Source organism: Actinomadura madurae, from assembly GCF_900115095.1.
GTDB classification, from domain to species: Bacteria; Actinomycetota; Actinomycetes; order Streptosporangiales; family Streptosporangiaceae; genus Spirillospora; species Spirillospora madurae.
Window position 1 is genome coordinate 521,921 of sequence record NZ_FOVH01000004.1, and the last position, 22,399, is coordinate 544,319.

Annotated in this window: 22 protein-coding genes; 12 read left to right on the forward strand and 10 right to left on the reverse strand. The window is 73.9% G+C overall.

The features are described from left to right. Nucleotides 1–21 precede the first annotated feature (21 nt). Nucleotides 22–1,215, forward strand: a complete 1,194-nt coding sequence (locus tag BM339_RS15140; protein ID WP_075021220.1) for an MFS transporter — start codon at nucleotides 22–24, stop codon at nucleotides 1,213–1,215. Nucleotides 1,216–1,219: 4 nt separating this feature from the next. Here BM339_RS15140 and BM339_RS15145 read toward each other — a convergent pair whose 3' ends face one another. Continuing rightward, nucleotides 1,220–2,134 carry an oxygenase MpaB family protein gene (locus BM339_RS15145; RefSeq protein ID WP_021599168.1) on the reverse strand — a complete coding sequence of 305 codons (915 nt, stop codon included), beginning with the start codon at nucleotides 2,132–2,134 and terminating at the stop codon, nucleotides 1,220–1,222. Nucleotides 2,135–2,222: 88 nt separating this feature from the next. Here BM339_RS15145 and BM339_RS15150 point away from each other — a divergent pair, with 88 nt between their 5' ends. The 3 genes from BM339_RS15150 (at nucleotide 2,223) to BM339_RS15160 (ending at nucleotide 5,571) form a co-directional block, all read left to right on the forward strand. Beyond that, nucleotides 2,223–2,840: a TetR/AcrR family transcriptional regulator gene (locus BM339_RS15150; RefSeq protein ID WP_075021221.1), complete on the forward strand. Its 618-nt coding sequence runs from the start codon at nucleotides 2,223–2,225 to the stop codon at nucleotides 2,838–2,840. A gap of 140 nt (nucleotides 2,841–2,980) precedes the next feature. After that, nucleotides 2,981–3,961 carry a helix-turn-helix domain-containing protein gene (locus BM339_RS15155; RefSeq protein WP_075021222.1) on the forward strand — a complete coding sequence of 327 codons (981 nt, stop codon included), beginning with the start codon at nucleotides 2,981–2,983 and terminating at the stop codon, nucleotides 3,959–3,961. A gap of 278 nt (nucleotides 3,962–4,239) precedes the next feature. Next, nucleotides 4,240–5,571 (forward strand): OmpA family protein, encoded by a 1,332-nt coding sequence (locus tag BM339_RS15160; protein ID WP_075021223.1) that lies wholly within the window; start codon nucleotides 4,240–4,242, stop codon nucleotides 5,569–5,571. Between the two features lie 18 nt (nucleotides 5,572–5,589). Here BM339_RS15160 and BM339_RS15165 read toward each other — a convergent pair whose 3' ends face one another. Continuing rightward, on the reverse strand, nucleotides 5,590–6,393 hold the full coding sequence (locus tag BM339_RS15165; protein WP_075021224.1) for an FHA domain-containing protein: 804 nt from the start codon (nucleotides 6,391–6,393) through the stop codon (nucleotides 5,590–5,592). Between the two features lie 153 nt (nucleotides 6,394–6,546). Here BM339_RS15165 and BM339_RS15170 point away from each other — a divergent pair, with 153 nt between their 5' ends. The 3 genes from BM339_RS15170 to BM339_RS15180 are packed head-to-tail and all read left to right on the forward strand — an operon-like array spanning nucleotide 6,547 to nucleotide 10,726. Next, nucleotides 6,547–8,679 (forward strand): protein kinase domain-containing protein, encoded by a 2,133-nt coding sequence (locus tag BM339_RS15170; RefSeq protein ID WP_075021225.1) that lies wholly within the window; start codon nucleotides 6,547–6,549, stop codon nucleotides 8,677–8,679. A gap of 3 nt (nucleotides 8,680–8,682) precedes the next feature. Continuing rightward, the gene (locus tag BM339_RS15175) at nucleotides 8,683–9,993 is read left to right on the forward strand and encodes a serine/threonine-protein kinase (protein ID WP_075021226.1); all 1,311 of its coding nucleotides are present in this window, start codon (nucleotides 8,683–8,685) and stop codon (nucleotides 9,991–9,993) included. Between the two features lie 58 nt (nucleotides 9,994–10,051). Beyond that, entirely contained in the window at nucleotides 10,052–10,726 is a 675-nt protein-coding gene (locus BM339_RS15180) for a DUF6962 family protein (RefSeq protein ID WP_021596863.1), read from the forward strand. On the opposite strand, the gene BM339_RS15185 is transcribed toward BM339_RS15180, so the two are convergent. The 3 genes from BM339_RS15185 to BM339_RS15195 form a co-directional block, all read right to left on the reverse strand. Then, on the reverse strand, nucleotides 10,708–11,433 hold the full coding sequence (locus BM339_RS15185) for a hypothetical protein (protein ID WP_143118425.1): 726 nt from the start codon (nucleotides 11,431–11,433) through the stop codon (nucleotides 10,708–10,710). The genes BM339_RS15180 and BM339_RS15185 overlap by 19 nt on opposite strands. Before the next feature lie 110 nt (nucleotides 11,434–11,543). Further along, the gene (locus BM339_RS15190; protein WP_075021227.1) at nucleotides 11,544–11,741 is read right to left on the reverse strand and encodes a hypothetical protein; all 198 of its coding nucleotides are present in this window, start codon (nucleotides 11,739–11,741) and stop codon (nucleotides 11,544–11,546) included. A gap of 130 nt (nucleotides 11,742–11,871) precedes the next feature. Then, entirely contained in the window at nucleotides 11,872–12,252 is a 381-nt protein-coding gene (locus BM339_RS15195) for a VOC family protein (protein ID WP_021596861.1), read from the reverse strand. Between the two features lie 114 nt (nucleotides 12,253–12,366). Here BM339_RS15195 and BM339_RS15200 point away from each other — a divergent pair, with 114 nt between their 5' ends. Further along, complete coding sequence (locus BM339_RS15200) at nucleotides 12,367–13,398, forward strand: permease (RefSeq protein ID WP_111832584.1); 1,032 nt, start codon at nucleotides 12,367–12,369, stop codon at nucleotides 13,396–13,398. Further along, nucleotides 13,395–14,147 carry a TIGR03943 family putative permease subunit gene (locus BM339_RS15205; protein ID WP_075021229.1) on the forward strand — a complete coding sequence of 251 codons (753 nt, stop codon included), beginning with the start codon at nucleotides 13,395–13,397 and terminating at the stop codon, nucleotides 14,145–14,147. Before BM339_RS15200 ends, BM339_RS15205 begins: the two co-directional genes overlap by 4 nt. A 54-nt stretch (nucleotides 14,148–14,201) precedes the next feature. Here the strand turns inward: BM339_RS15205 and BM339_RS15210 are convergent, their stop codons facing one another. From BM339_RS15210 to BM339_RS15225, 4 genes are all read right to left on the reverse strand, one after another. Further along, nucleotides 14,202–15,173, reverse strand: coding sequence for a pectate lyase family protein (locus BM339_RS15210; RefSeq protein WP_218163646.1), 972 nt, complete (start codon nucleotides 15,171–15,173; stop codon nucleotides 14,202–14,204). Between the two features lie 17 nt (nucleotides 15,174–15,190). Beyond that, the gene (locus tag BM339_RS15215; RefSeq protein ID WP_276526553.1) at nucleotides 15,191–17,008 is read right to left on the reverse strand and encodes a rhamnogalacturonan lyase; all 1,818 of its coding nucleotides are present in this window, start codon (nucleotides 17,006–17,008) and stop codon (nucleotides 15,191–15,193) included. A 39-nt stretch (nucleotides 17,009–17,047) separates the two neighbouring features. After that, on the reverse strand, nucleotides 17,048–17,614 hold the full coding sequence (locus tag BM339_RS15220; protein ID WP_075021232.1) for a SigE family RNA polymerase sigma factor: 567 nt from the start codon (nucleotides 17,612–17,614) through the stop codon (nucleotides 17,048–17,050). 91 nt (nucleotides 17,615–17,705) lie between these two features. Beyond that, nucleotides 17,706–18,230, reverse strand: coding sequence for an Lrp/AsnC family transcriptional regulator (locus BM339_RS15225; protein ID WP_021596855.1), 525 nt, complete (start codon nucleotides 18,228–18,230; stop codon nucleotides 17,706–17,708). A gap of 108 nt (nucleotides 18,231–18,338) precedes the next feature. On the opposite strand from BM339_RS15225, the gene pdhA reads away from it, so the two are divergent. From pdhA to BM339_RS15240, 3 genes are read left to right on the forward strand one after another with little or no spacing between them, the layout of a single operon-like run. After that, nucleotides 18,339–19,436 carry a pyruvate dehydrogenase (acetyl-transferring) E1 component subunit alpha gene (gene pdhA, locus BM339_RS15230; RefSeq protein ID WP_143118426.1) on the forward strand — a complete coding sequence of 366 codons (1,098 nt, stop codon included), beginning with the start codon at nucleotides 18,339–18,341 and terminating at the stop codon, nucleotides 19,434–19,436. 5 nt (nucleotides 19,437–19,441) lie between these two features. Next, nucleotides 19,442–20,440, forward strand: coding sequence for an alpha-ketoacid dehydrogenase subunit beta (locus BM339_RS15235; RefSeq protein ID WP_075021361.1), 999 nt, complete (start codon nucleotides 19,442–19,444; stop codon nucleotides 20,438–20,440). Then, entirely contained in the window at nucleotides 20,437–21,693 is a 1,257-nt protein-coding gene (locus tag BM339_RS15240) for a dihydrolipoamide acetyltransferase family protein (RefSeq protein WP_075021233.1), read from the forward strand. The genes BM339_RS15235 and BM339_RS15240 overlap by 4 nt, the downstream gene beginning before the upstream one ends. Here BM339_RS15240 and BM339_RS15245 read toward each other — a convergent pair. After that, nucleotides 21,680–22,321 (reverse strand): TetR/AcrR family transcriptional regulator, encoded by a 642-nt coding sequence (locus BM339_RS15245; RefSeq protein WP_021596851.1) that lies wholly within the window; start codon nucleotides 22,319–22,321, stop codon nucleotides 21,680–21,682. The two genes, BM339_RS15240 and BM339_RS15245, sit on opposite strands and share 14 nt — an antisense overlap. Nucleotides 22,322–22,399 lie beyond the last annotated feature (78 nt).

Below are 22,399 nucleotides of genomic sequence, written 5' to 3' on the forward strand. Positions count from 1 at the left end.
GGGCATGACCGCGGTGCGGCGATGACGCGGTGCCCCGGCGGCGAGACCGCCGCCGGGACCGCCGGACCCGGCCGCATCCCGTGGCGGCTCCAGGCGGTCGCGTTCGTCAGCACGCTCGACCGGTTCTCGATGGCGCCGATGCTCGTCGCGATGGCCCACGGCCTCGGCGTCCCGCTGTCGGCGACCGTCCACGCCGCCAGCGCCTACTTCCTCGCCTACGGGCTCACGCAGCCGCTGTGGGCCGTCGTCGCGGACCGGCTCGGCCTCGTCCGCACGATGCGCGTCGCGCTGGCGCTCGCCGCGGTCTCCGCCGCCGCCTCCGCCGCCGCGGACTCCGCGCTCACCCTCGGGATCACCCGCGGGCTGACCGGGGCCTGCTTCGGCGCGGCGATCCCGGCGAGCCTGGTCTACGTCGGCGACACCGTCCCGGCCGCGCGCCGGCAGCCGGAGATCGCGCGGCTGATGACCGGGGTCGCGGCCGGGACGGCGCTCGCGTCGGCGGGCGCGGGCGCCGTCGCCGAGTTCGCCGGCTGGCGGCCGGCGTTCCTGGTGACGGGCGCGGCGGCGCTGCTGCTCGTGCCGGCCCTGCGCCGGCTCCCCGAACCGCCGCTCGTGCGGGCCGGCGCCGGGGTGCTCGCGCCGATGGCGGCGCTGGCCCGGTCCGGCCCCGCGCGGCTCGTGCTCGCGCTGGCGTTCGTCGAGGGCATGGTGCTGCTCGGCGTGCTGACCCTGCTGCCCGCCGCGGTGGAGGCGACGGGCGCGGGCGCGTCCGTCGCCGGCGCCGTCACCGCCCTCTACGGTGTCGCGGTGCTCGGCTTCGCCCGCCTGGCGGGGATGATGGCGCACCGCGTGCACGCGTCCCGCCTCATCGCGCTCGGCGGGACGGCCGCCACCGGCGCCTGCCTGCTGACCGCCCTGTCCCGCGCGCCCGCGGTGGTGCTCCCCGCCACCGTCCTGCTCGGCCTCGCCTGGGTGTCGATGCACTCCTCGCTCCAGACCTGGGCGACCGAGGTGCTCCCGGCCGCGCGCGCGACCGTCGTGTCGGGCTTCGCCGCGTCGCTGTTCCTGGGCAGCTCGACCGCGGCCGTCCTCACCGGCGGGCCGGCGGGCGCCGGACGGTACGCCGGGATCTTCGCCGCCGCCGCCGTGCTGACCGTCCCCCTCACCTTCGTCGCGACCGTCACGCGCGCCCGCTGGGCCGGGGAGGGGCGATGACGTCTCACATGGGTCGGTGCGCCAGGGCCCGTTCCAGGCGCTCCTGGGCGCGGGCCGCCTGCCGGGCGCGGTAGGCGATCGGCATGTAGCGGACGCGTTCGGGGAGCAGGGGCGTGCTCCGCCCGATGGCCTGCCCGGCCAGGCGCAGCCGGCGCTCGTCCCCGGCCGTCCAGGGCAGCCCGAGCTTCTCGCGGGCGGCCTCCGGGAGGGTGCCGATGGTGATCAGCCGTCCGAGCCGTCCGGCGGCCGCGCTCACCGGGGCGGCCAGCGGGCGCAGCGGCGCGGGCACGTTGGGCGGGACCTGGCCCATCTGGGCGAGGACCTCGTGGGCCACCTTGTGGGGGACGAGGGTGTTGTCCACCATGTCGTGGAAGTAGTCCCAGTAGTCCGGGATGCTCTCCGGCAGCATCCGTTCGGGCACGCGCAGGATCCTGCCGAGCTGGAGGAACTCGTCGAAGATCTGCTGTTCCTCCTCGGGGGCCAGCGGCGCGGGGGCGAAGTACTTCGCCGCGGCCACGGCGGCGTAGAAGCCGGTGAGGTGCACCCACGCCCAGGGCTCGGCCGACAGCGCGTGGTGGCGGTTCCCGTCCTCGTCGACGGCGCTGAGCGGCTTGTGCATCTCCCGCAGCCGCCTGCCCTCCTCGATGGCGGTCCGGCCCCCGTACACCCAGGTCTGGACGGAGGCGAAGCTGCGCGCCGCCCGCCCGAGCGGGTCGGTGCGGAAGCTCGACAGCCGGTCGACCACGGTCCCGATCGCCGGATGCATCACCTGGAGGATGAAGACGCTGTTGCCCGCGATCGCCGACGTGTAGAGCCCCATCTGCTCCCACAGCAGCGAACCCGGGCCGAACGGGACCGGCTCCTCGCTGCGTTCCCGCCCGGCCGGTGGGCTCTCGGGCGTCCCCTCGGTCATCGTCATGTGCGCGACCTCCCGAAAAGAAGCGACTCCGGTAAGCTAAACGCGAATAAGCAGTCGCTTACAAGTCGCGTTTCCAAAGGAACCGCCCATGACCTCCTCACCTGGACTTTCGCCCCGCAGGATCCCCTCCCAGGACCGGTCGCGGCGCACGGTCGAGCGCATCCTGGAGGCCGCCACTCGCGTTCTGTCCGAGCGCGGGTACGACGGCGCCTCCACCAACCGGATCGCGAAGGCCGCCGGGATCAGCAACGGATCGCTGTACCAGTACTTCCCCAACAAGGACGCGATCGTCATCGCCGTCCTGGACCGGTTCGCCGACCATCTCGCCGACCGGCTCGGCGCCGAGATCGAGGCCACCATGCGGCAGCCGTGGGAGGCCGCCGGGCGCGCGCTGCTGGACGTCCAGATCCGGCTGTTCGAGGAGAACGCGGACCTGCTGCGCATCATCGTCGAGCAGGTCCCGCGGCTCGGCCCGTTCGACAAGCTCGCCGCGCTGCAGCGGCGGCTGACCGACCTGATCCGCGTCTACCTGCTGGTCAACCGCGCCGCGTTCCGCGAGGACCTCGACATCGACGCGACGCTCTGGATCATCACCGAGACCGTCGGCCTGCTGTCCATCAAGTACGTCCTGGACCGCCCGCCCATCCCGCACGACCGCATGGTCGACGAGCTGGCCGAGATGGTCAACGGCTACATCCGCGGTTGAGGCCCTGTCGCCCTCCGCGACGAGGTCGCCGAGCCGCCGCGAGGTCTGGATCGGCGGCGTAGGCGCGGATACATCCGGCTTTCGTCGGCGACTGGTTAGGCTGGGGGCGAAGCCGCCGTCCTGCGCGGCAGGTGACGGGCATGCTGATCTCCACGAGCGACGTGCCGGCGTCGGAGCGGTACGACTACTGGCAGGCGATCACCCGCGAGCACCTCGCCTGCGGCTTCCGAACGCCCTATGGCCGCCGCACCGTGTTCCGGGCCGAGAGCCGGGTGGACGCGCTGGGGGCGGTCACCGCGGCCGTCGCGACGGCCTTCGGGGACGGCGCCGCGGGCGCGGCGGAGCTGCACCGCACGCCGGCGATGATCCGCCGGGACGAGGCCGACCTCTACCAGCTCTGGCTGCCGGCGTCGGGCCGGCGGCTGGCGGTCGCCCAGGACGGCCGGCGGGCGGAACTGGCGCCGGGCGACGTCGCGCTGGCCGATCTGACGCGGCCGCTGAGCGTCCTCGCGCGGTCGCCCGGCCGCATGATGACGCTGCTGGTGCCCCGCGCGCTCCTGCCGCTGTCCCCCGAGCAGGCGGCCCGGGTGACCGGGGTGGCGCTGTCCGGCCGGGAGGGGACGGGCGCGCTGCTGTCGGCGCTGCTGACGCGCGTGGCGGCCGACCTCGGCACCTACGGTCCGTCCGAGGCGGCCCGGATCTCCACCGCCGCGCTCGATCTGGTCGCCGCGGTCCTGGCCCGGCGGCTGGACGCGGAAACGCCGCCCGACGTCCGGCGCGAGGTGCTGCTGCGCCAGATCTACGCCTTCGTCGACGAGCACCTGGGCGACCCGGGGCTGACACCCGGCATGATCGCCGCGGCCCACCACGTGTCGCTCCGCCACCTGCACAAGCTGTTCGAGACCGAGGAGTGCACGGTCGCCGAATGGATCCGGCGCCGGCGGCTGGACCGGTGCCGCCGCGATCTCGCCGACACCGCGCTGCTGGAACGGCCGGTGGAGGCGATCGCGGCACGCTGGGGTTTCCCCAGCGCCGCGTCCTTCAGCAGGCTCTTCCGCGCCGTCCATGGAATCCCGCCCGGTGAGTACCGGGCCATGCATTCGGACCGGCCGCCGAAATAGCCGACCGCTGATAGTGCATGCGCCGGCAATAGCCGTGCAGCGGCAGGCAATCGGCCCCTTTGTCCTCCGTGTGACGCTGAGCATCTCTGCCAGTCGGGGAACGGGGAAAGATGAGATCCGCGCATCGTTCGATCGCGCCCGCCGCGCTTTTCTGCGCCGTGCTCTCTGCGGGGCTTTCCATCGCGAGCTGCGCCGGTGAGGGGGACGCGGGTGGAAGCGGCAAGCCGTCCCGTGCCGCAAATGGCGGAAAAGGCGGCGGGGGAACGGCGAGCGCTCCCATGGCCATCGCCACAGGGAAGGTGCGGGTCGAGCTGATCGGGCTCGATCGAGGTCCGTCGAACACCGTGGTGGTGCGTATCCGGCTGGTCAACGGCGAGAACGAGCCGTTCTATCCGGAGAGCGTGCTCGACTGGCCCGCGGCGGACGGGGTCCACGCCGCCGAGCCGTCGACCACCCAGGCCCGCGGGATCACCCTGGTCGACACGGCCGGCGGCAAGCGGTACTTCCCCCTGATCGGCGCCGGCGGCGGATGCCTGTGCAGCGACACGCTCAACAGCATCGTCCAGCCGGGCGGTTCCGCCGAGTTTTACGCGGTCGTGCCCGCCCCGCCGCCCGAGGTGAAGCGCATCTCGGTCTCGGTGCCGCAGACCCGGGTGTTCCCGGACGTCCCCATCGGCGAAGGGCCCGTCCGGCCGCCCGGCGGGACGGACCCGGCCGGGGCCGGGCGGCCGAAGATCCTCCCGCTGATCAGCACCGCCGAGGGCGGGGACCGGGCGGTGGACGACGGCGACGCGACCCGCAGCGTCCGGCTGTCGTCGGACGTGCTGTTCGCCGTGGACCGGGCGGACCTGTCGGCAAAGGCCCAGGCGGTCCTGGCCGACGTGGCGCGACAGATCGACCGGGCGGCCGGCGCGACCGTGCGGATCGACGGCCACACCGACGACACCGGGGACGACGCGATCAACGATCCGCTCTCCCTGCGCCGGGCCGAATCCGTCCAGCGCGCGCTCGCGGCGCTCGTCTCCCGTCAGGGCGTGGACTACCGGTCGGCCGGACACGGATCCAAGGAGCCGATCGCGGGGAACACGAGCGACGAGGGCCGCCGGCGGAACAGGCGGGTCACCGTGACGTTCTCCAAACCTCCGGCGGCGCCGGATGGCGGGTCGCGGCCCGGCGCGCGAACGAATCCCGTCAGCCCGCCCCGACCGAGAGCGCCGGAAGTGCGCTCGCTCAAACTGGACGTCACCGAACTGCGCCGCTCGCCGTCCGGACTGGTCAACCTCGTCTGGAAACTGACCAATACCGGCGGTGAACAGTTCTCCCGCACGACCCAGTTCACCATTCCGGCCACGAAGGTCTTCTACTACGGCGGCGCCAGTGACGGCACCATGGGCGTGACGCTTTATGACGAGGCCACCGGGATGCGCTACTACACCCTGCGCGACACCCAGAACCGGTGCGTGTGCAATCAGCCGGTGGGCCGCGATTACCGGGTCCTGCCAGGCGGGACGATGACGCACGCCAACGCCTACAGGCTGCCGCCCGAGGTCACGAACATCACCGTGGAGTTCCCGGGCTACGAACCGACCCGGAACGTCCCCGTGAGCTGACAAGCGCCGCCCGCCGGGTCAGTCCTCGTCCTGCTCCGGCGGGTCGCCCAGGAGGCGCAGGTGGTCCGGGGTGAGGGTGCCGGTGATCAGCAGGTTCCGGATCAGGTTGACGTTGAGGGCGTTGCCGATCGGCGGGGTGACCTCATGCTCCAGCAGGCCCGGCACCCGGCCGCTCAACTGGTGGCGCACCTTCTCGACGCGGCGCGCCGCCTTCTTCTGGTTCCAGCCCGCCTCGGGCTGGAGACGGTCCAGCTCGTCGGCGACCTGCGCCCAGGTCAGGGGCCGCGGGTCCGGGTCGTGGCGCAGGTAGCGCTGCCCGAGGCACACCAGCACCAGGAGCTCGGACGCCTCCAGCCGCCAGGGCCGGCGCTCGTCGGTCGGCGCCTCGTTGCGGGCGCCGCTCCCCGGCGGGACGGCGCCCGCCGCGATCCGCACCTCGAACAGGTGCTCCTGATCCGGCGCGACGATGAACAGCGGCGTGTACCCGGCTTCGGGCAGCTCCGCCGACTGGCCGCGCAGCACCAGGCGCGACCCGGGGAACCGGATGGCCAGCTTCCCGGTGTTGTACAGGATCCAGCGCGAGTGCTCGCGCTGGATGTGGCCGTGCCTGCGGCTGACGTGGGTGTCGCCCGGTCCGACGCAGACGTGGACGGCGTCCTCCTGGCGTCCGAACACGAGCGTGAACCCGGCGTCCGGCGCGACCCTCATCCCGCCGCGCGCCCCCAGGGCGAACAGCGTGCCGGGCTCGGCCGGGGGGAGCCCGTCGGAGAGGCTCCTGATCCGCGCCGGCAGGAACTCCACCTTGGGTCGCGTCCGCGGCACCGTCTCAGCCCTTTCGCCCCGGGAGCCTTCCGGGGACCACGCTAACGGTCTTCCCCGTCACCGTCCGCTGTTCGAGGGGTGGTGGTCCGGTGGGGCGCCACGCCATCATGGGGCGAGGTCGTGGCTCCAGGGTGTGCGTGGGAAGGCGGGTCTGTGCAGCGGTTGCGGCGGGGCGATCCCGAGAGGGTCGGCCCCTACCGCCTGCTGGCCCGGCTCGGCGCCGGCGGCATGGGCGTCGTCTACCTCGGGCGGTCGCCGGGCGGCCGGCTGGTCGCGGTGAAGGTCATCGGCGCGAGGTACACCGGCGACGCCGAGTACCGGGCGCGGTTCCGGCGGGAGATCGGCGCGGCCCGGACCGTCAGCGGCGCCTTCACCGCGTCGCTGCTGGACGCCGACGCGGACGCCGGGACGCCCTGGCTGGCCGCCGCCTACCTGCCGGGGCTGACGCTGCGGGAGGCGGTCGGGGGCCACGGGAGCCTCCCCGGGCCCGCCGTCCGGACGCTGGCCGCCGGGCTGGCCGAGGCGCTGGCCGACATCCACCGGGCCGGGCTGGCGCACCGCGACCTGAAGCCGGGGAACATCATGCTCACCGCCGCCGGGCCCCGGGTGATCGACTTCGGCATCGCCCGTCCCGACGACGCCATCACGATCACCCGGGTGGGCGCCACCCCCGGCACCCCGGGGTTCATGTCGCCCGAGCAGGCCGCCGGGCTGCGGACCGGACCGGCCGGCGACGTCTTCTCCCTCGGCACCGTGCTGGCCTACGCGGCGACCGGGGTGGAGCCGTTCGCGGACGACGGCATGGCGGCGGTCCTGCGGCGGGTGAAGGAGGCGCGGGCCGACCTCGCCGGGATAGCCGACCCCTGGCTGCGGGACCTGATCGGCGACTGCCTGCGCCTGGAGCCCGAGCGGCGCCCCACCGCCGCCGGCCTCCTCGCCAGGCTCGACGGAGCCGGGCCGGCGCAGGGCTCCGGCTGGCTGCCCGCGAGCGTCGCCGAGGCCATCGACCGCCGGACGGCCCGCGCCCGGAGGATGCCCGAGGACTCGCCGCCCGAGGACGAGCCGACGCCGCCCACCGTCCCCGACCAGGACCGGATGTCGGAGGAGACCGCCGAGCCCGAGGCCGGGGACGGGGACGGGGACGGCGCGACCGGCTCGCCGAGCAGGCGGGCGTTGCTCGTCGGCGGTGCCGCCGCGCTCGCGACCGCCGGGGTGATCGGCGGTGCGGTCACGCTGCGCCGCGGCCGGGGCGGCGGCGCGCGGGCGGCGGGCGCGCCGCCGAGGCCGACCGCGACGACGCCGACCGCCCCGCCGCCTCGGGCGACGTCGCGGTGGAAGGTGAAGGTGGACGACTACTACCCCGACCTGCTCGCCGCCGGCGAGGTCCTCCTGGCGCACGGCGACGGCATGCTGAAGGCCCTCGACCCCGACACGGGGAAGACGCGCTGGAAGCACCGCTCCTTCGGCATCGACCACGTCAGCGTGGACGGCGACGACGTGTTCGTCGTCGACCACTTCGCCTCGCGCCTCACCATGCTCCGCGCCGAATCGGGAGACGAGCGCTGGAGCCGCCCGTGGCCGTCCGAGCGCAAGGTCCCGATGTACCCCGTGGCGGGCGCGTCGACGGCCTGCTTCGGCTACGACTCGGTGACCGCCCTGGACAGGGCGGACGGCGACCGCCGCTGGAACGCGCGCGTGAAGACCGAGCTCGGGATCGCCGTCACCGAGGACCTGGTGATCACGGTCGACCGGACGAAGGTGTCCGCCCTGGACGCCGGCAGCGGACGCCCCCGATGGACCTGTCCGGCGTACTGGGCGCACTATCCGCAGGCCTGCTACGGGCTGGTGTTCTTCTGCGACGGGCGCGGGACCGTGCACGCGCTGCGCGCGGACACCGGCGCCCTCGTCTGGAAGAAGCAGATGGGCGAGACGGTCTACGAGAGCTTCGGCTTCGGGTCGGGCGGCGGGGTGGTCCACTTCGGCACCGCGGCCGGCGACGTGTCCGCCGTCCGGGCGGCGACCGGTGAGGTCGTGTGGTCGCGCCGGGTCGGGCCGCGGGCGTCCCGGAACACGTGGAACGCGCTCGGCACCACTGGCGACCGGGTGTACGTGGGCTGCGCCGACCGGAACGTCTACGCGCTCGACGCGGCCGACGGGCACACGGTCTGGACGTACCCGGCCGACGTCACGGTCCGGACGTCGGCGCCCGTCGCCATCGGCGGGTCGGTGTTCATCGGCACCGCCGGCGGATACGTGCGGGCCCTCTCCCCACCGGGCGGGGGCTAGCGGATGCAGGGGCTGGAGCACGCCGATCCCCGGCAGGCCGGGCGTTTCCGGCTGCTGGCGCGGGCCGGGTCGGGCGGCATGGCGGTCGTCTACCTCGGCCGGTCCGCGAGCGGGCGGGCCGCCGCGGTGAAGGTGATGCACGCCGACCTCGCGGGCGACCCCGAGCACCGGGCTCGCTTCCGCCGCGAGGTGGCCGCCACCCGGGCCGCCGGCGGGCCGTACGGGCCCGGCCTGATGGACGCGGACCCGGACGCGCCCCGGCCGTGGATGGCGACCGAGTTCCTCCCGGCGGTCTCGCTGCGCGACGCCGTCCGGCGGACCGGCCCCCTGCCCGCGGACGCCGTCCGGTCCCTGGCCGCCGGGCTCGCCGAGGCGCTCGCCCTGATCCACCGCGCCGGGTACGTCCACCTCGACCTCAAACCGGCGAACGTGCTGCTCACCGCGGACGGGCCCCGGGTGATCGACTTCGGCATCGCGGCCGAGCGGGACGGCACGGGCGGGACGGCGCCGGGCACACCGGCCGGATCCCGCGGATACATGTCGCCCGAGCAGGAGGCGGGCGAGCCCATCGGACCGCCGAGCGACGTCTACTCGCTGGGCTGCACGCTGACCTTCGCCTGCACCGGCGCCCCGCCCACGGAGCGATCCGTCCCCATCGCCGACGAAGGGCTGCGGACGGCGATCGCCGAGTGCCTGCGGTCCGCCCCGGACACCCGGCCGGAGCCCGCCGAGCTGGCCGTACGGCTGGCCGCGCAGGAAGGGCAGGCGGCCTGGCCGCCACCGCTGATCGCGGCCGAGATCCGCCGGCAGACCGCCGCGATGGAGAACCCGCCGGCGCCCCGGCCGCGTCCGGCGAAGCCCCGGAGGCCCCGGTGGGCACTGCTGTCCGCCGCGGGCGCCCTGGCCGTGGGCTGCCTCGCCGCGGGCGTGCTGCTCCTGGACGGGCCGGGCGGGGCCAAGGCGGGCGGGTCCCCGTCCCCGACCGCGCCGTCCCCGACCACGCAGGCGGCGGCCCCCGCCACCCCGTCGCCGCCCGCCGAGCGGACCCGCGTGCTTGAGTTCTACCTGACGGGCGACGTCACGCTGACCTCGCTGACGTACACGATCAACGGGAAGAGCACGACGCTGAAGGACGTCGAACTGCCGTGGCGGACCGCCGTCGACATCCCGGCCGCCCCCGGGTCGGCCGAGTGGAGCATCAAGTACCGCCACCCGCGCGGCGAGGTCGGCTACCGCGTCGTCGTGGACAGGATCATGAACGGGTACGGCGGCGGGGGCGGGAACACCAGCGGCGGGAGCCACGGCACCGCCTGACCCCGGACGGCCGGGGCGCCGGTGACCTGCTGGGCGATATGCCGGTAACGTGCGAAGTGTGCTTGCCGAACCCGCGCCCGCACTGACCGATCTCGCCCTGGGGCTGATCGTCGTGGCGCTCGCGGCACGGCTGGGGCGCGCGTCGACGGCGCACCGGCACTGGCGCACGTCCTTCTGGTGGGCGGGACTGGCGGCGATCGCCGGGTTCGTCCACCACGGCGTGGTGAAGTACTCGGAGCGGTGGAGCGAGCCGAGCTGGGCCGTCATCAGCGCGATGGTGGTCATCGCGGTGTCCTACCTGCTGGCGGCCACCGTCGCCGAGGTGCTCGGCCCGCGCCACCGCAGGACCTTCTGGCTGCTGCGGTCGGTCGGGATCGCCGCCTACGCCGTCCTCGCGGTCACCGGGCACGCGGGGGTGTCCGCCCTGCTGGCCTGCGAGAGCCTGACGATGATCTGCATCCTGGCGCTCTGGGGGTGGGCGGCCCGCCGCCGCCATCCGATGGCCGTCCCGGTGATCGTCGCGATGGTCGCCAGCGGCGCCGCGGCGGCGGCCAAGGCGATCGACCCGAGCGTCACCGAACGCGTCGCGCTCGACCCGACGTCCGTCTACCACCTCGCCCAGATCGTCGGCATGGTCCTGCTCTACCTGGCGGTCACCGCCCCGCGGCACGCGGACGCCCTGGCCGCGCCCGGCGGCCAGGGCGGCCCCGCCGGTCAGCGGACGTCGACGTAGTCGTCGCGCGACTTCTGCCGGTCGAAGTTGCTCGTGCCCGGGAAGTAGGCGCGCCAGGTCCCGTCCCGCTTGGCCTTGAACGCCTTGCGGAAGCGGCCGTCCTTGGCGGTCTTCGTGGCCCCCATGTACGTCCATGTCTTCGCGCCCTTGGGACGGAAGTAGACCCGGATCGGCTTCCCCGAGTAGGACGTGTATCCCAACCCGATGTTGTCGACACGCTTCAGGCGACCGGACACCGTGATCGCGCGGCCCTTCCGCACCGGCTCCGGCGCCGCGTTGGCGCTCTGGATCACCGTGTCCCACTTCTCGTACCAGTGGTCTTCGCGGCTCCCGAGGGCCTTCCCGCTCTTGTTGTAGGCGATGACCCGCACGCGCCACTTGCCCAGGTGGCTGAGCTTCGAGGGGCATCCGGCGCCCCAGCCGACCTCGTCCCCGGGCAGGACGCGCTTGTAGGCCGACGGGACCCGCCCGTCGGGGTCGATGATGTACACCTTGGAATAGGCGACGACCGGCCCCTCGGTGCCCCAGACCCAGACGTCCATGGCGCAGGACTTGCTGTACCCGCCCTTGCCCACGGAAAGGCGCTTCGGCACCTTGATGTGGAACTGCAGCGTTTCGGCCCCGGCGGCGGTGGGGGCTCCACCGGCCACCAGGCCGGCCGCCACCCCGAGCGCGACGGCGCCCGAGACGGCCTTTCTCCGAGTCATCGACATTCCGTCCTCCTGTCCCAGACGATCATTCCAGTGATCTCTGTAAAGGTGGACGAACCGCCCTGTCCACGGCCTGAACCGGTCATCGCCGGCCCGGAGCCGCTCGCTCAGTGTTCGAGGTGGTAGTCGGCGGGGTCGAGACGGCGGGTGCGGCGGCGGTAGGCGGTCATGGAGCCGGGCCAGTTGTTGGTGTTGCGGTGGTCGGCGTCCAGGTACCAGCCGTCACAGCCGCCCTGGTTCCACACGGTGCCGGCCAGGCGGCGCTGCGCGGCGGTGTCGAAGCCGTCCAGGACGTCCTCGCGCACGGCTCGGGCCGGCGCTGGCGCTGGCGGTGCCGGCCGCCGCCGTCCCGCACCATGAGCCCGCGTCCCGCCCGTCCCCCGCCCGCGAGGACGGCGGCGGGGCCTTGGCTCCCCTTCCTTCCCGGCTGCCGGCTCAGCCGCCGCCGTAGGGACGGGTGATGATCTCCAGGAGGTGCCCGTCGGGGTCGTCCCAGTAGACGCCGCGCCCGCCGTCATGGCGGTTGATCTCGCCGGAGCGGCTGCGCATCGGGTCGGCGTAGTGGGCGAGGCCGCGCTCGCGGATCCGGCCGTAGATCGCGTCGAAGTCGTCCTCGCTCACCAGGAACGCGTAGTGCTGCGGCGCGGGGACGGAGCGCGCGTCCAGGAAGTCCAGGGTGACGTTGTTGGACAGCGCGACCGTCAGGAAGTGGCCGAACGGCGCGGGCGGGTCCACACCGAGCATCTCGGCGTAGAAGCGGGCCGACGCGGCCTTGTCCGTGACGTGGACGATCGTGTGGTTGAGCTCGACTGCCATGATCGGCCTCCGGATGAGAGTATAACTGGAGGATTATCCTCCGAATGCTACCACGGAGGGGTCCTCATGAGCGTCTTACCCGAACCCGGCGGCCGGCTCTGGAACGATGGCCGCATGGGTGATCGGGTCGGCCTCCGGGTGGCCGAGGACGAGGTGCTCCCGCCCGGTGACTGGGGGCGCCCCGCTGCGGCGGCGCCGGGAACCCGCGCCGCGTGGGCGTTCGCCGCGCTGGCCGCCGCGCTGGTGGCGGGGCGGGTCCTCGTGGCGCCGGACGTCGACGCGCGGGCGCTGGACGCGTGGGCGACGATCTTCGTGGCGGTGTGCGTGCAGGCGCTGCCGTTCCTGGTGTTCGGGGTCGCGCTGTCGGCCGCGATCACCGCGTTCGTCCCGCCCGCGGTGTGGCGGCGGGTGCTGCCGCGCCGGCCGGCGGCGGCGGTCCCGGTCGCGGGCGCGATGGGGGCCGTCCTGCCCGGGTGCGAGTGCGCCTCGGTCCCGGTGGCGGGCGGGCTGATGGCGCGCGGGGTGGTGCCGGCCGCCGCGCTCACGTTCCTGCTCGCCGCCCCCGCGATCAACCCGGTGGTCCTGGTCGCGACCGCGGTGGCCTTCCCCGGCAAGCCGGAGATGGTGGTCGGCCGTTTCGTCGCGTCGCTGGTGGTGGCCATGCTTGCGGGGTGGGCGTGGCTGCTGCTCGGCAGGGGCGAGTGGATCAGGATCCCGTCCCGCCCGCACGCGCACGGCGCGGCCGGACGGCTGGAGGCGTTCCGGCAGGCCATGCGGCACGACATCATGCACGCCGGCGGGTTCCTGGTGGTGGGCGCGTGCGCCGCCGCGACGATCAACGCGGTGGTGCCCGCGGCGTGGGTGGAGTCGGCGGCGGGCAGCGCCGCGGTGTCGGTGCTCCTGCTGGCGTTCCTGGCCGTGCTGATGTCCATCTGCTCCGAGGCCGACGCCTTCGTCGCGGCCAGCCTGTCGCAGTTCTCCACCACCGCGCGGCTGACGTTCCTCGTGGTGGGGCCCATGGTGGACCTCAAGCTGATCGCGCTGCAGGCGGGCTTCTTCGGCCGCCGGTTCGCCGTCCGTTTCGTCCCGCTGACCTTCTGCCTGGCGGTGGGCGTCAGCGTCCTGGTGGGAGGGCTGCTGTCATGAGCAAGTCCGCGCAGAACCTGCTGCTGGTCCTCATCGGCGCCGCGATGCTGTGGATCACGCTGGGGAGCGGCGAGTACGTCAACTACGTGCGGCCCGGCTTCCGGTACCCGCTGGTGGTCGCCGCCGCGGCGCTGCTGGTGCTGGGCGCCGCCGGGCTGCGCAGGGAGTGGCGCGACACCGGCGGCTCCCACGACGACCAGGACGGCGACGGCTCCCAGGACGACGGCCACGGGCACGCCGGCGGGCCCAGGGTGGCCTGGCTGCTCTGCCTGCCCGTCCTCGCGATCTTCGTGATCGCCCCTCCGGCGCTCGGCTCGTTCACCGCCACCAGGAACACCGGCCGGACCGCGCCGCCGCCCGCGCCGTCCGGCGGGTTCGCCGCGCTGCCGAGCAGCGGCGAGCCCGTCCCGATGAAGATGGGCGAGTTCATCGGCCGGGCGTACCAGGCGCAGACGGGCGACCCCGCGACGTTCACGGGCGTCCCCGTCCGGCTGACGGGGTTCGTCACCCCGGCGGGGAAGGGGGCGCGGGGCTGGCAGCTCACCCGGCTGAAGGTCGCCTGCTGCGCGGGCGACGCCATCCCGTTCCCGGTGATGGTGCGCGGCCTCCCGCGCCCGCCCGCCGACGCGTGGGTCCAGGTCGACGGGGTCTGGGAGCCGCCCGCGACGGGGCAGGAGGCGACGGTCGTGCAGACGCTGCGCGGACGGTCCCTCAAGCGGATCAAGAAGCCCGCCAACCCCTACGAGTGACCCGGCCCGCCACCGGCCTCTCCGTTGAAGCGGTGACGCGCCCGGACGGCCCGGTCAGATGCGGCCGACGCCCGCGCCGGCCATGACGGTCCCCTTCACCGTGGCGCTGGACTCGGGGGTGTAGGAGTACGGGATCGCCGCGACGGACCCGGGGTTGCGGATCGCGGGCGTGCCCGAGTCGACGAGGTGGTTGTTCAGGGCCTTGATGTTGCCCTCGTCGGACGAGCCCTCCTGGAGCGAGGTCGGCCGCTCGACGTTCTCGAAGTAGTTGCGCTCGACGAAGACGCCCGCGTTCTCGGTGGACGCGACGCCGTAGCTCCCGATGTCGTTGTAGTAGTTGTTCAGCACGTGCACGGGGTTGGCGAACCGGACCCGCGGGTGGCGCTGTCCCGTCCCGTCGAACCAGTTGTGCACGTACGTGACCCGCAGGTGCCCGAGGTCCTCGCCGGCGTTGCCGTCGCTGTGGCCGAGCAGGGCGGTCTTGTCGTGGTCGTGGTAGTGGTTCCACGACACCGTGACGAAGTCGGACCCGCGCTTGACGTCGGTGAGGCCGTCGTTCCCGCCGGACAGGTCGTTGTGGTCGATCCACACGTTCGTCGAGTACTGGACGTTGATCGCGTCGTCGCTCGCGCCGGTGAACGTCAGGTTGCGGATGATGACGTTCCTGGCCTCGGAGACGTTGAGCCCGCCGCCGGTGATCCGGCCGGACGAGCCCACGCCGATGATCGTCTTGTCGGACGCCACCTTCTGCATGCCCGACACGGCGATCGTGCCGGTGATCCGGATGGTGTACGGGGTGCTCGACGTCGCGTAGGAGTCGAGCTGGTCCGCGTTCGCCGCGGTCACCGTGGCGCCGGACGCGCCGCCGGTGGTCCCGCCGTTCATGCTCGCGTACCCGACCGGGGACGCATCGGCCGCGGCGGCCGGACGGGCCGGGGCGGCGGCGCCGGTGGCCGGGGCGGCGGTGGCGGCGGTCGCGGCGAGGGCGGCGGCGAGCGTTCCGATGAGCAGGGGTCTGGTGGCCATGCGGGGTCTCCTTCGTCTCATCGCACGTAGATCTGCGGGCGGGGCGGGGCGGACATGCCGTCCCCGAGGAAGAAGCTCGGGTGCGGCGGCTGGTTGTAGGCGGTGTTCTGCCAGGCCAGCGCGGTCCGGTACTGGGTGTCGTGCAGGAGCGTGTAGATCTTGCGGTCGGTGACCTCCCTGGTGGTGAAGACACGGAGCCGGGTGTCGTCGCTCGACGGCCAGACGACCTCCTCGCGCCAGTCGCCGAGCAGGTCGCCGGACAGCGACGGGACGGCCTTCGTGCCGTTGTTGGAGTGCACGCCGGACGCGGTCAGCAGCCGGGTGTCGCCGGACGTGCCGTACTTGTCGACGCGGGTCCCGTCGAGCAGCTCGCGCACGGGGTCGGCGTCCCACCAGGCGAGGAAGTTGATCGACGACGGCTTGCGCCCCGCGTTGTTCCCGGCGACGCCGCGCAGCTCGGAGACCGACGCCGACCAGAACTCGGCCCCGGGGCGTCCGGCCCAGATGTCCCCGGCCACGCCGCGGCCGTTGTCGCAGCACGCGGGCGTCGACCACAGGACCTGCCCGCTGCGCGGGTCGAGGTAGAGCGAGGACGGCTGCCCGGACGACTCGCTGACCTTGAAGTACTCCAGGCCGGGACGCGCCGGGTCGAAGTCGCCGAGGTGCTGGGCGTCGCCGTGGCCGGTCCGGGCCGTCCAGAGGCCGCGGCCGTCGTCGTCCACCGCCATGGCGCCGTAGACGATCTCGTCGCGGCCGTCTCCGTCGACGTCGCCGGCCGACAGGCTGTGCGAGCCCTGCCCGTCGTAGCCCCGGCCGGCGTTGGTGGAGCTGTCGGTGTCGAACGTCCAGCGTCGGGTGAGGCGGCCGTCCCGCCAGTCCCACGCGGCGATCACGGTGCGCGTGTAGTACCCGCGCGCCATGATCAGGCTGGGCCGGACGCCGTCCAGGTAGGCGGTTCCTGCGAGGAAGCGGTCCACGCGGTTGCCGTACGAGTCGCCCCAGTCGGACACGTTCCCGCGGGCCGGGACGTAGTCCGTGGTCGCCAGCGCGGCGCCCGTCCGGCCGTCGAACACGGTGAGGTACTCGGGGCCGGTGAGGATGTATCCGGCGGAGTTGCGGTGGTCGGCCGAGGCGTCGCCGATGACCCTGCCGGTGCCGTCGACGGTGGCGTCCGCGGTCTTCATGGCGACCTCGGCGCGCCCGTCGCCGTCGTAGTCGTACACCTGGAACTGCGTGTAGTGCTGGCCGGCTCGGATGTTGCGGCCCAGGTCGATCCGCCACAGCCGGGTGCCGTCCAGCCGGTAGGCGTCGATATAGACGTTGCTGGTGTAGCCGCTCTGCGAGTTGTCCTTCGAGTTGGACGGGTCCCATTTGAGGACGAACTCCAGGCGCCCGTCGCCGTCGAGATCGGCCGCGCTCGCGTCGTTCGCGCTGTAGCCGGACCCCGGCGGCTGGACGGGCACGTCCAGGTATCCGTCGCCGAACCGCAGTGCGGCCTCGGACGGTGCGCCCTCGACCCCGTCCACGACCGGCCGGACGGTGTAGGACGCTCCGGCGGGCGCGCCCTCGTCCCGGTAATTCGTCGAGTTCGTGACCGTGGCGACGCGGGCCGTGCCCCGGTACAGGTTGAAGGTCGTGCCGGGCGGGTCGGTGCCGAGCAGGCGCCAGCCGACGTAGTTGCCGTTGCCGGACCGGACGCTGATCAGGCCGCGGTCGAGGTCCTCGGCCTGCCGGGCGGCGGCCTGCGCCACGGCGGCCCGCGGTCCGGGCGGAGGGGCCGCGGTCCCGGCGAGAGCGAGGACGAGGGCGAGCGCAAGACGGAAGGTCGATCTCACGGCGACTCCCAGGGCGGGGGGCGGGAAAGCCTTTTCCCACTAGTCGCCGGCCGCGCCCGGAAGGTTGCCGCGCCGCTCCGGCGGCCGGTCCGCCAGCTGCCTCACCAGCTCGGCGACGCCCTTGGCGGTCTGGCTCTTCACGGTGCCGACCGTGACGCCGAGGCAGCGGGCGGTGTCCTTCTCGGACAGGTCGAAGGCGAGCCGCAGGACCACGCAGGCGCGCTTGCGCCGCGGCAGCCGCCGCAGCGCCGCCCGGACGTCCACGGCCGCGGGGACGTCCGGTGGCGGGACGTGCTCCCCGGCGACCGCCCGCATCCGCTCCAGCGTGTCGCGCTCCCGGACGAGGGCCCTGATCCGGCTCCTCGACATGTTGACGACCATCCGGCGCACGTAGGCGAGCGGCTGGTCGGCGGCCCGCACCCGGTCCCACCGCTGCCACGCGGCGGCCAGGGCGTCGGCCGCGAGGTCGTCGGCGCCGTCCGGATCGCCCAGCAGCAGGTAGGCCAGCCGCGCGAGCTCGCGGTGGTGCCGCTCGAAGAACCCGTGGAACTCGCTGCTGGCGGCATCAGGAGAGCGCTCCCATAACGCCCGCCGGGATCCGTTCACCGATACTCCTCTCGGCTCCGGCCCGTGGAGAAAGCGCTTTCAGCCGAACGTAGGGACGCGCCCGCCGCCCGTCAACCCGCCTTTCGGGCGTTCAGGTTCCCGGCGCCTCGGCGCCGTCCTCGGTGCGGTGCACCTGGGTCTCGTCGAAGATGAGCCAGGTCCGGGTGGAGCGAACCCCTTCGAGGGCGTGCACGCGGGCCAGGACGATGTCGCGCAGCGAGGCGTTGTCGGCCGTGCGGACCAGCATGACGAGGTCGACGTCCCCGCCGACGAAGGCCAGGTGCTCGATGCCGGGGACCTCCCGGAGCCGGGCCGACACGTGGCGCCAGGAGTTCTGCTCGATGGTGACCAGCACGTAGGCCGCCGTCCCGAGGCCGGCGCGGACCGGGTCCACCCGGGCGCCGAAGCCGGTGATCACGCCGTCGGCGATCAGCCGTTCCACCCGGGCGTGGGCGCTGGAGCGGGAGACGCTGACCCGCTCGGCGAGGGCGCGCATGGACAGCCGGCCGTCCGCCTGGAGCTCGCGGAGGATGGCGCGGTCGACGCCGTCGAGGGGCGCCGCCGATCGTCCGGCGGGCCCGGCGGGCGGCGGGGCCGCGGGCGACAGATGGTTCATCCGAGCTCCGTTACTGGGCCGTACGTCCTGGATTTATGCCGTCTATTGAGTCTTATGTCCGGTCTGGTTCATATTCCTAGCACCGATCGAGTGCGGAGGTGGGGGCGTATGGCGGGCCGGGTGGAGGAGCTGCTGCCCTCGGCGGAGCCCGTGCGGTTCCTGACCGACGGCGGCGCGGCGGTGCGCGGGCGGCAGCGCTACCCGGTGCCGGATCCGGAGCTGCTGCGCCGGGCGCACCGGGCGATGGTCGTCGGACGGCGGTTCGACGCGCAGGCGTCCGCGCTGACGAAGCAGGGCCGGCTGGCGGTGTACCCGTCCAGCCACGGGCAGGAGGCCTGCCAGGTCGGGGCCGTGCTCGCGCTGGAGGACGGCGACTGGTTCTTCCCCACCTACCGGGAGTCGGTCGCGCTGGTGTCCCGCGGCATCGACCCCGTCGAGGTGCTCTCGCTGCTCAGGGGCGACGCGCACTGCGGCTACGACCCCGGCGCCCACCGCACGGCGCCGCAGTGCACGCCGCTCGCGACCCAGACCGTCCACGCGGCCGGCCTCGCTTACGCGGAGCGGCGCAAGGGGACGGGACGGGTCGCGCTGGCCTGCGTCGGCGACGGCGCCACCAGCGAGGGCGACTTCCACGAGGCGCTCAACTTCGCGGCCGTGTTCAAGGCGCCCGTCGTCTTCCTGGTGCAGAACAACCAGTACGCCATCTCGGTTCCGCTCGACCGGCAGACCGCCGCACCTTCCCTGGCCTACAAGGGGATCGGGTACGGCGTGCGCTCCGAGCGGGTGGACGGCAACGACCCGGTCGCGGTGCTCGCCGTCCTCGCCGCGGCCGTCGAGCACGCCCGGTCGGGCGGCGGGCCGTTCCTGGTCGAGGCGCACACGTACCGGCTCGAAGCGCACACCAACGCCGACGACGCGTCCCGGTACCGGCCGGACGCGGAGGCCGAGGAGTGGCGGCGGCGCGACCCGATCGCCCGGCTGGAGACGTACCTGCGGCGCCGCGGGCACCTCACCGACACCGACGTCGCCGCGTCGGCCGCCGAGGCGGAGGAGTTCGCCGAGCGGCTGCGCACCCGCATGAACGCGGACCCGGACCTCGCCCCCATGGGGCTGTTCGACCACGTCTACGGCACGCCGACCCCGCAGCTGGACGAGCAGCGCGCGCAGCTGCGGGCCGAGATCGAGGCCGAGGAGGCGCTGTCGTGATCACGATGGCCCAGGCGCTCAACACCGCGCTGCGGGACGCCCTCGACGGGGACGAGCGGGTCGTGGTGTTCGGCGAGGACGTCGGCGCGCTCGGCGGCGTCTTCCGCGTCACCGACGGGCTCGCCGCGAAGTTCGGCGGCGACCGCTGCTTCGACACCCCGCTCGCCGAGTCCGGCATCGTCGGGTTCGCGGTCGGCATGGCGATGGGCGGGTTCCGGCCCGTCGTCGAGATGCAGTTCGACGCGTTCGCCTACCCGGCGTTCGAGCAGATCGTGTCGCACGTGGCGAAGATGCGGAACCGTACGCGCGGGAAGGTCGCGCTGCCGCTCGTCATCCGCGTCCCCTACGCGGGCGGGATCGGCGGCGTGGAGCACCACTGCGATTCCAGCGAGGCCTACTACGCGCACACGCCGGGGTTGAAGGTCGTCACGCCGGCCACCGTCGAGGACGCCTACTCGCTGCTGCGGGAGGCGATCGACGACCCCGACCCGGTCGTCTTCATGGAGCCGAAAAAGCTGTACTGGTCGAAGTCGGACGTCGAGCGGCTCGACCGGACGGAGCCGTTCGGCCGCGCCGCCGTCCGCCGCCCCGGCCGCGACGCGACGGTCGTCGCCTACGGGCCGACCGTGCCGGTCGCGCTGGAGGCCGCCGGCGCCGCCGCCGCCGCGGAGGACTGGGACCTGGAGGTCATCGACCTGCGGACGATCGTCCCGTTCGACGACGCGACCGTGGCCGCGTCCGTCCGCCGGACGGGGCGCTGCGTGGTGGTCGGCGAGGCCGCGGGGTTCGGGGGCGTCGCCGCGGAGATCGCCGCCCGGGTGCAGGAGCGCTGCTTCCACAGCCTGGAGGCGCCGGTGCTGCGGGTGACGGGGTTCGACATCCCGTACCCGCCGCCCATGCTGGAGCACCATCACCTGCCGAGCACCGACCGGATCCTCGACGCGCTCGACCGCCTCCAGCGCGACGACCGTCCCGACACGCGGTTCCTGGACGGTGCCCGATGAGCGAGGCGACGGTCTTCCGGCTTCCCGATCTGGGCGAAGGGCTCACCGAGGCCGAGATCCTGGAATGGAAGGTGAAGGTCGGCGACACGGTGACCGTCGACCAGAGCATCGTCGAGGTCGAGACCGCCAAGGCGGCCGTCGACGTCCCCGTCCCCCTCGCGGGCACGGTCGCGGAACTGTACGCCGAGGCCGGGACCGTGGTGGAGGTCGGCGCCCCGCTCATCGCGATCACCGCCGAGGGCGCGGCGGCGGCCCGGTACCGGGAGGAGGAGCGGGCCGGGTCCGGGAACGTGCTGGTCGGGTACGGGACGCGGGAGCCGCGGCGGTCCCGGCGCCGGGTGGCGCGGCCGGAATCCGCGCGGACAGCCCTGCCCGCTGACATGGCCGCTGACATGCCCGCCCGCGGCGAGGCCCCCCGGGTCATCTCGCCCGTGGTGCGGCGGTTGGCGCTGGACAACGGCATCGACGTCGGGGCGCTGACGCCCAGCGGGCCCGGCGGGGTCGTGCTGCGGCGGGACGTCGAGACCGCGATCGCGGCGCGTCCCGGCGAGCCCGAGGACGGGGACGGCGTGGTGCGCGTCCCGCTGAAGGGCGCGCGCCGGACGGCGGCGGAGCGGCTGTCCCGCAGCCGCCGCGAGATCCCGGACGCGACCACGTGGGTCGACGTGGACGCGACCCGCCTGGTCAAGCTCAGGAAGGACATCCAGCGCTCCGGCGCGCGGGTGGGGATGCTGGCCCTGTTCGCCCGGATCTGCCTGGCCGGGCTGAAGCGCCATCCCGAGCTCAACGCCTACGTGGACGTCGAGCGGCAGGAGATCGTCCGGGTGCCGGAGGTCCATCTGGGGTTCGCGGCGCAGACCGACCGCGGTCTGGTGGTCCCGGTCGTCCGCGACGCGCACGCGATGACGCTGGCCGAGCTCGCCGCCGCCCTCCGGGAGCGGACGGACGGCGCCCGGGAGGGGCGGCTGGCTCCGTCCGACCTGACCGGCGGCACGTTCACGCTCAACAACTACGGCGTGTTCGGCGTGGACGGCTCGACCCCGATCATCAACCATCCCGAGGCGGCGATGCTCGGCGTCGGGCGGATCGTCGAGAAGCCCTGGGGCCACAAGGGGAAGGTCCGGCTCCGCAAGGTGACGCAACTGTCGTTCACCTTCGACCACCGGGTGTGCGACGGCGGCGTCGCCGGGGGATTCCTGCGCTTCGTCGCCGACTGCGTGGAGCGTCCCGAGGTCCTCGTCACGAATCTGTAGCGTCACCAGCGGGGCGGCGGCGCAGGCCGTCGAACGCGACCTTGCAGAGCGCGTCGGCGATCTCGCCGGCGCCCGCCCCGCCGCGCGGCCGGTACCACTCGATCAGCGAGTTGACGAGGCCGAACAGCAGCCGGGCCGCGATCGGCGGGTCGACGTCGGGGCGGATGTCGCCGTCGGCCTCGGCCTCCGCGACGAGCCCGGAGACGAGGTGGTCGAACTCGCGGCGGCGGGCCAGCGCCCGCTTCTCGACGGCGGTGTTGCCGCGCACCCGCAGCAGCAGCGTCACGAACGGCTGCTCGGCGACGAGGACGGCGACACTGGCGCGCACGAGGTGCTCCAGCCGGTCGATCGCGCGGCCCGGCCGGGCCACGGCCTCGGCGGCGGCGGCGAAGAGCCCGTCGAGCGCGCGGTCCACGGCGAGCTGGAGCAGCTCGTCCTTGCCGGCGACGTGGTGGTAGATCGCGGACTTGCTGATGCCGAGCCGCTTCGCCAGGTCGTCCATGCTGGTGCCGTCGTAGCCGCGCTCGTTGAACACCGTGACGGCGACCCGCAGCAGCGACTCCTTGTCGTAGCCCGGCCGGCCGCGCCGGTTCGCCCGCCTGCCGCCCTCGTTGGTCACGGCGGTCATTATCGCAGCGTCCGGGGGTGCGCGCCCTTCCCCGCGGGCCGGTACCGAGCTAAAATACTGACTGAACGGACGGTCGGT

Coding starts and splice junctions, on each gene's coding strand:
- BM339_RS15210 (WP_218163646.1), bottom strand. CDS start 15,173: ATGGCCACCAGACCCCTGCTCATCGGAACGCTCGCCGCCGCCCTCGCC.
- BM339_RS15205 (WP_075021229.1), top strand. CDS start 13,395: ATGAGCAAGTCCGCGCAGAACCTGCTGCTGGTCCTCATCGGCGCCGCG.
- BM339_RS15225 (WP_021596855.1), bottom strand. CDS start 18,230: ATGAACCATCTGTCGCCCGCGGCCCCGCCGCCCGCCGGGCCCGCCGGA.
- BM339_RS15195 (WP_021596861.1), bottom strand. CDS start 12,252: ATGGCAGTCGAGCTCAACCACACGATCGTCCACGTCACGGACAAGGCC.
- BM339_RS15235 (WP_075021361.1), top strand. CDS start 19,442: ATGGCCCAGGCGCTCAACACCGCGCTGCGGGACGCCCTCGACGGGGAC.
- BM339_RS15155 (WP_075021222.1), top strand. CDS start 2,981: ATGCTGATCTCCACGAGCGACGTGCCGGCGTCGGAGCGGTACGACTAC.
- BM339_RS15160 (WP_075021223.1), top strand. CDS start 4,240: ATGGCCATCGCCACAGGGAAGGTGCGGGTCGAGCTGATCGGGCTCGAT.
- BM339_RS15240 (WP_075021233.1), top strand. CDS start 20,437: ATGAGCGAGGCGACGGTCTTCCGGCTTCCCGATCTGGGCGAAGGGCTC.
- BM339_RS15145 (WP_021599168.1), bottom strand. CDS start 2,134: ATGACGATGACCGAGGGGACGCCCGAGAGCCCACCGGCCGGGCGGGAA.
- pdhA (WP_143118426.1), top strand. CDS start 18,339: ATGGCGGGCCGGGTGGAGGAGCTGCTGCCCTCGGCGGAGCCCGTGCGG.
- BM339_RS15140 (WP_075021220.1), top strand. CDS start 22: ATGACGCGGTGCCCCGGCGGCGAGACCGCCGCCGGGACCGCCGGACCC.
- BM339_RS15185 (WP_143118425.1), bottom strand. CDS start 11,433: ATGACTCGGAGAAAGGCCGTCTCGGGCGCCGTCGCGCTCGGGGTGGCG.
- BM339_RS15245 (WP_021596851.1), bottom strand. CDS start 22,321: ATGACCGCCGTGACCAACGAGGGCGGCAGGCGGGCGAACCGGCGCGGC.
- BM339_RS15200 (WP_111832584.1), top strand. CDS start 12,367: ATGGGTGATCGGGTCGGCCTCCGGGTGGCCGAGGACGAGGTGCTCCCG.
- BM339_RS15175 (WP_075021226.1), top strand. CDS start 8,683: ATGCAGGGGCTGGAGCACGCCGATCCCCGGCAGGCCGGGCGTTTCCGG.
- BM339_RS15150 (WP_075021221.1), top strand. CDS start 2,223: ATGACCTCCTCACCTGGACTTTCGCCCCGCAGGATCCCCTCCCAGGAC.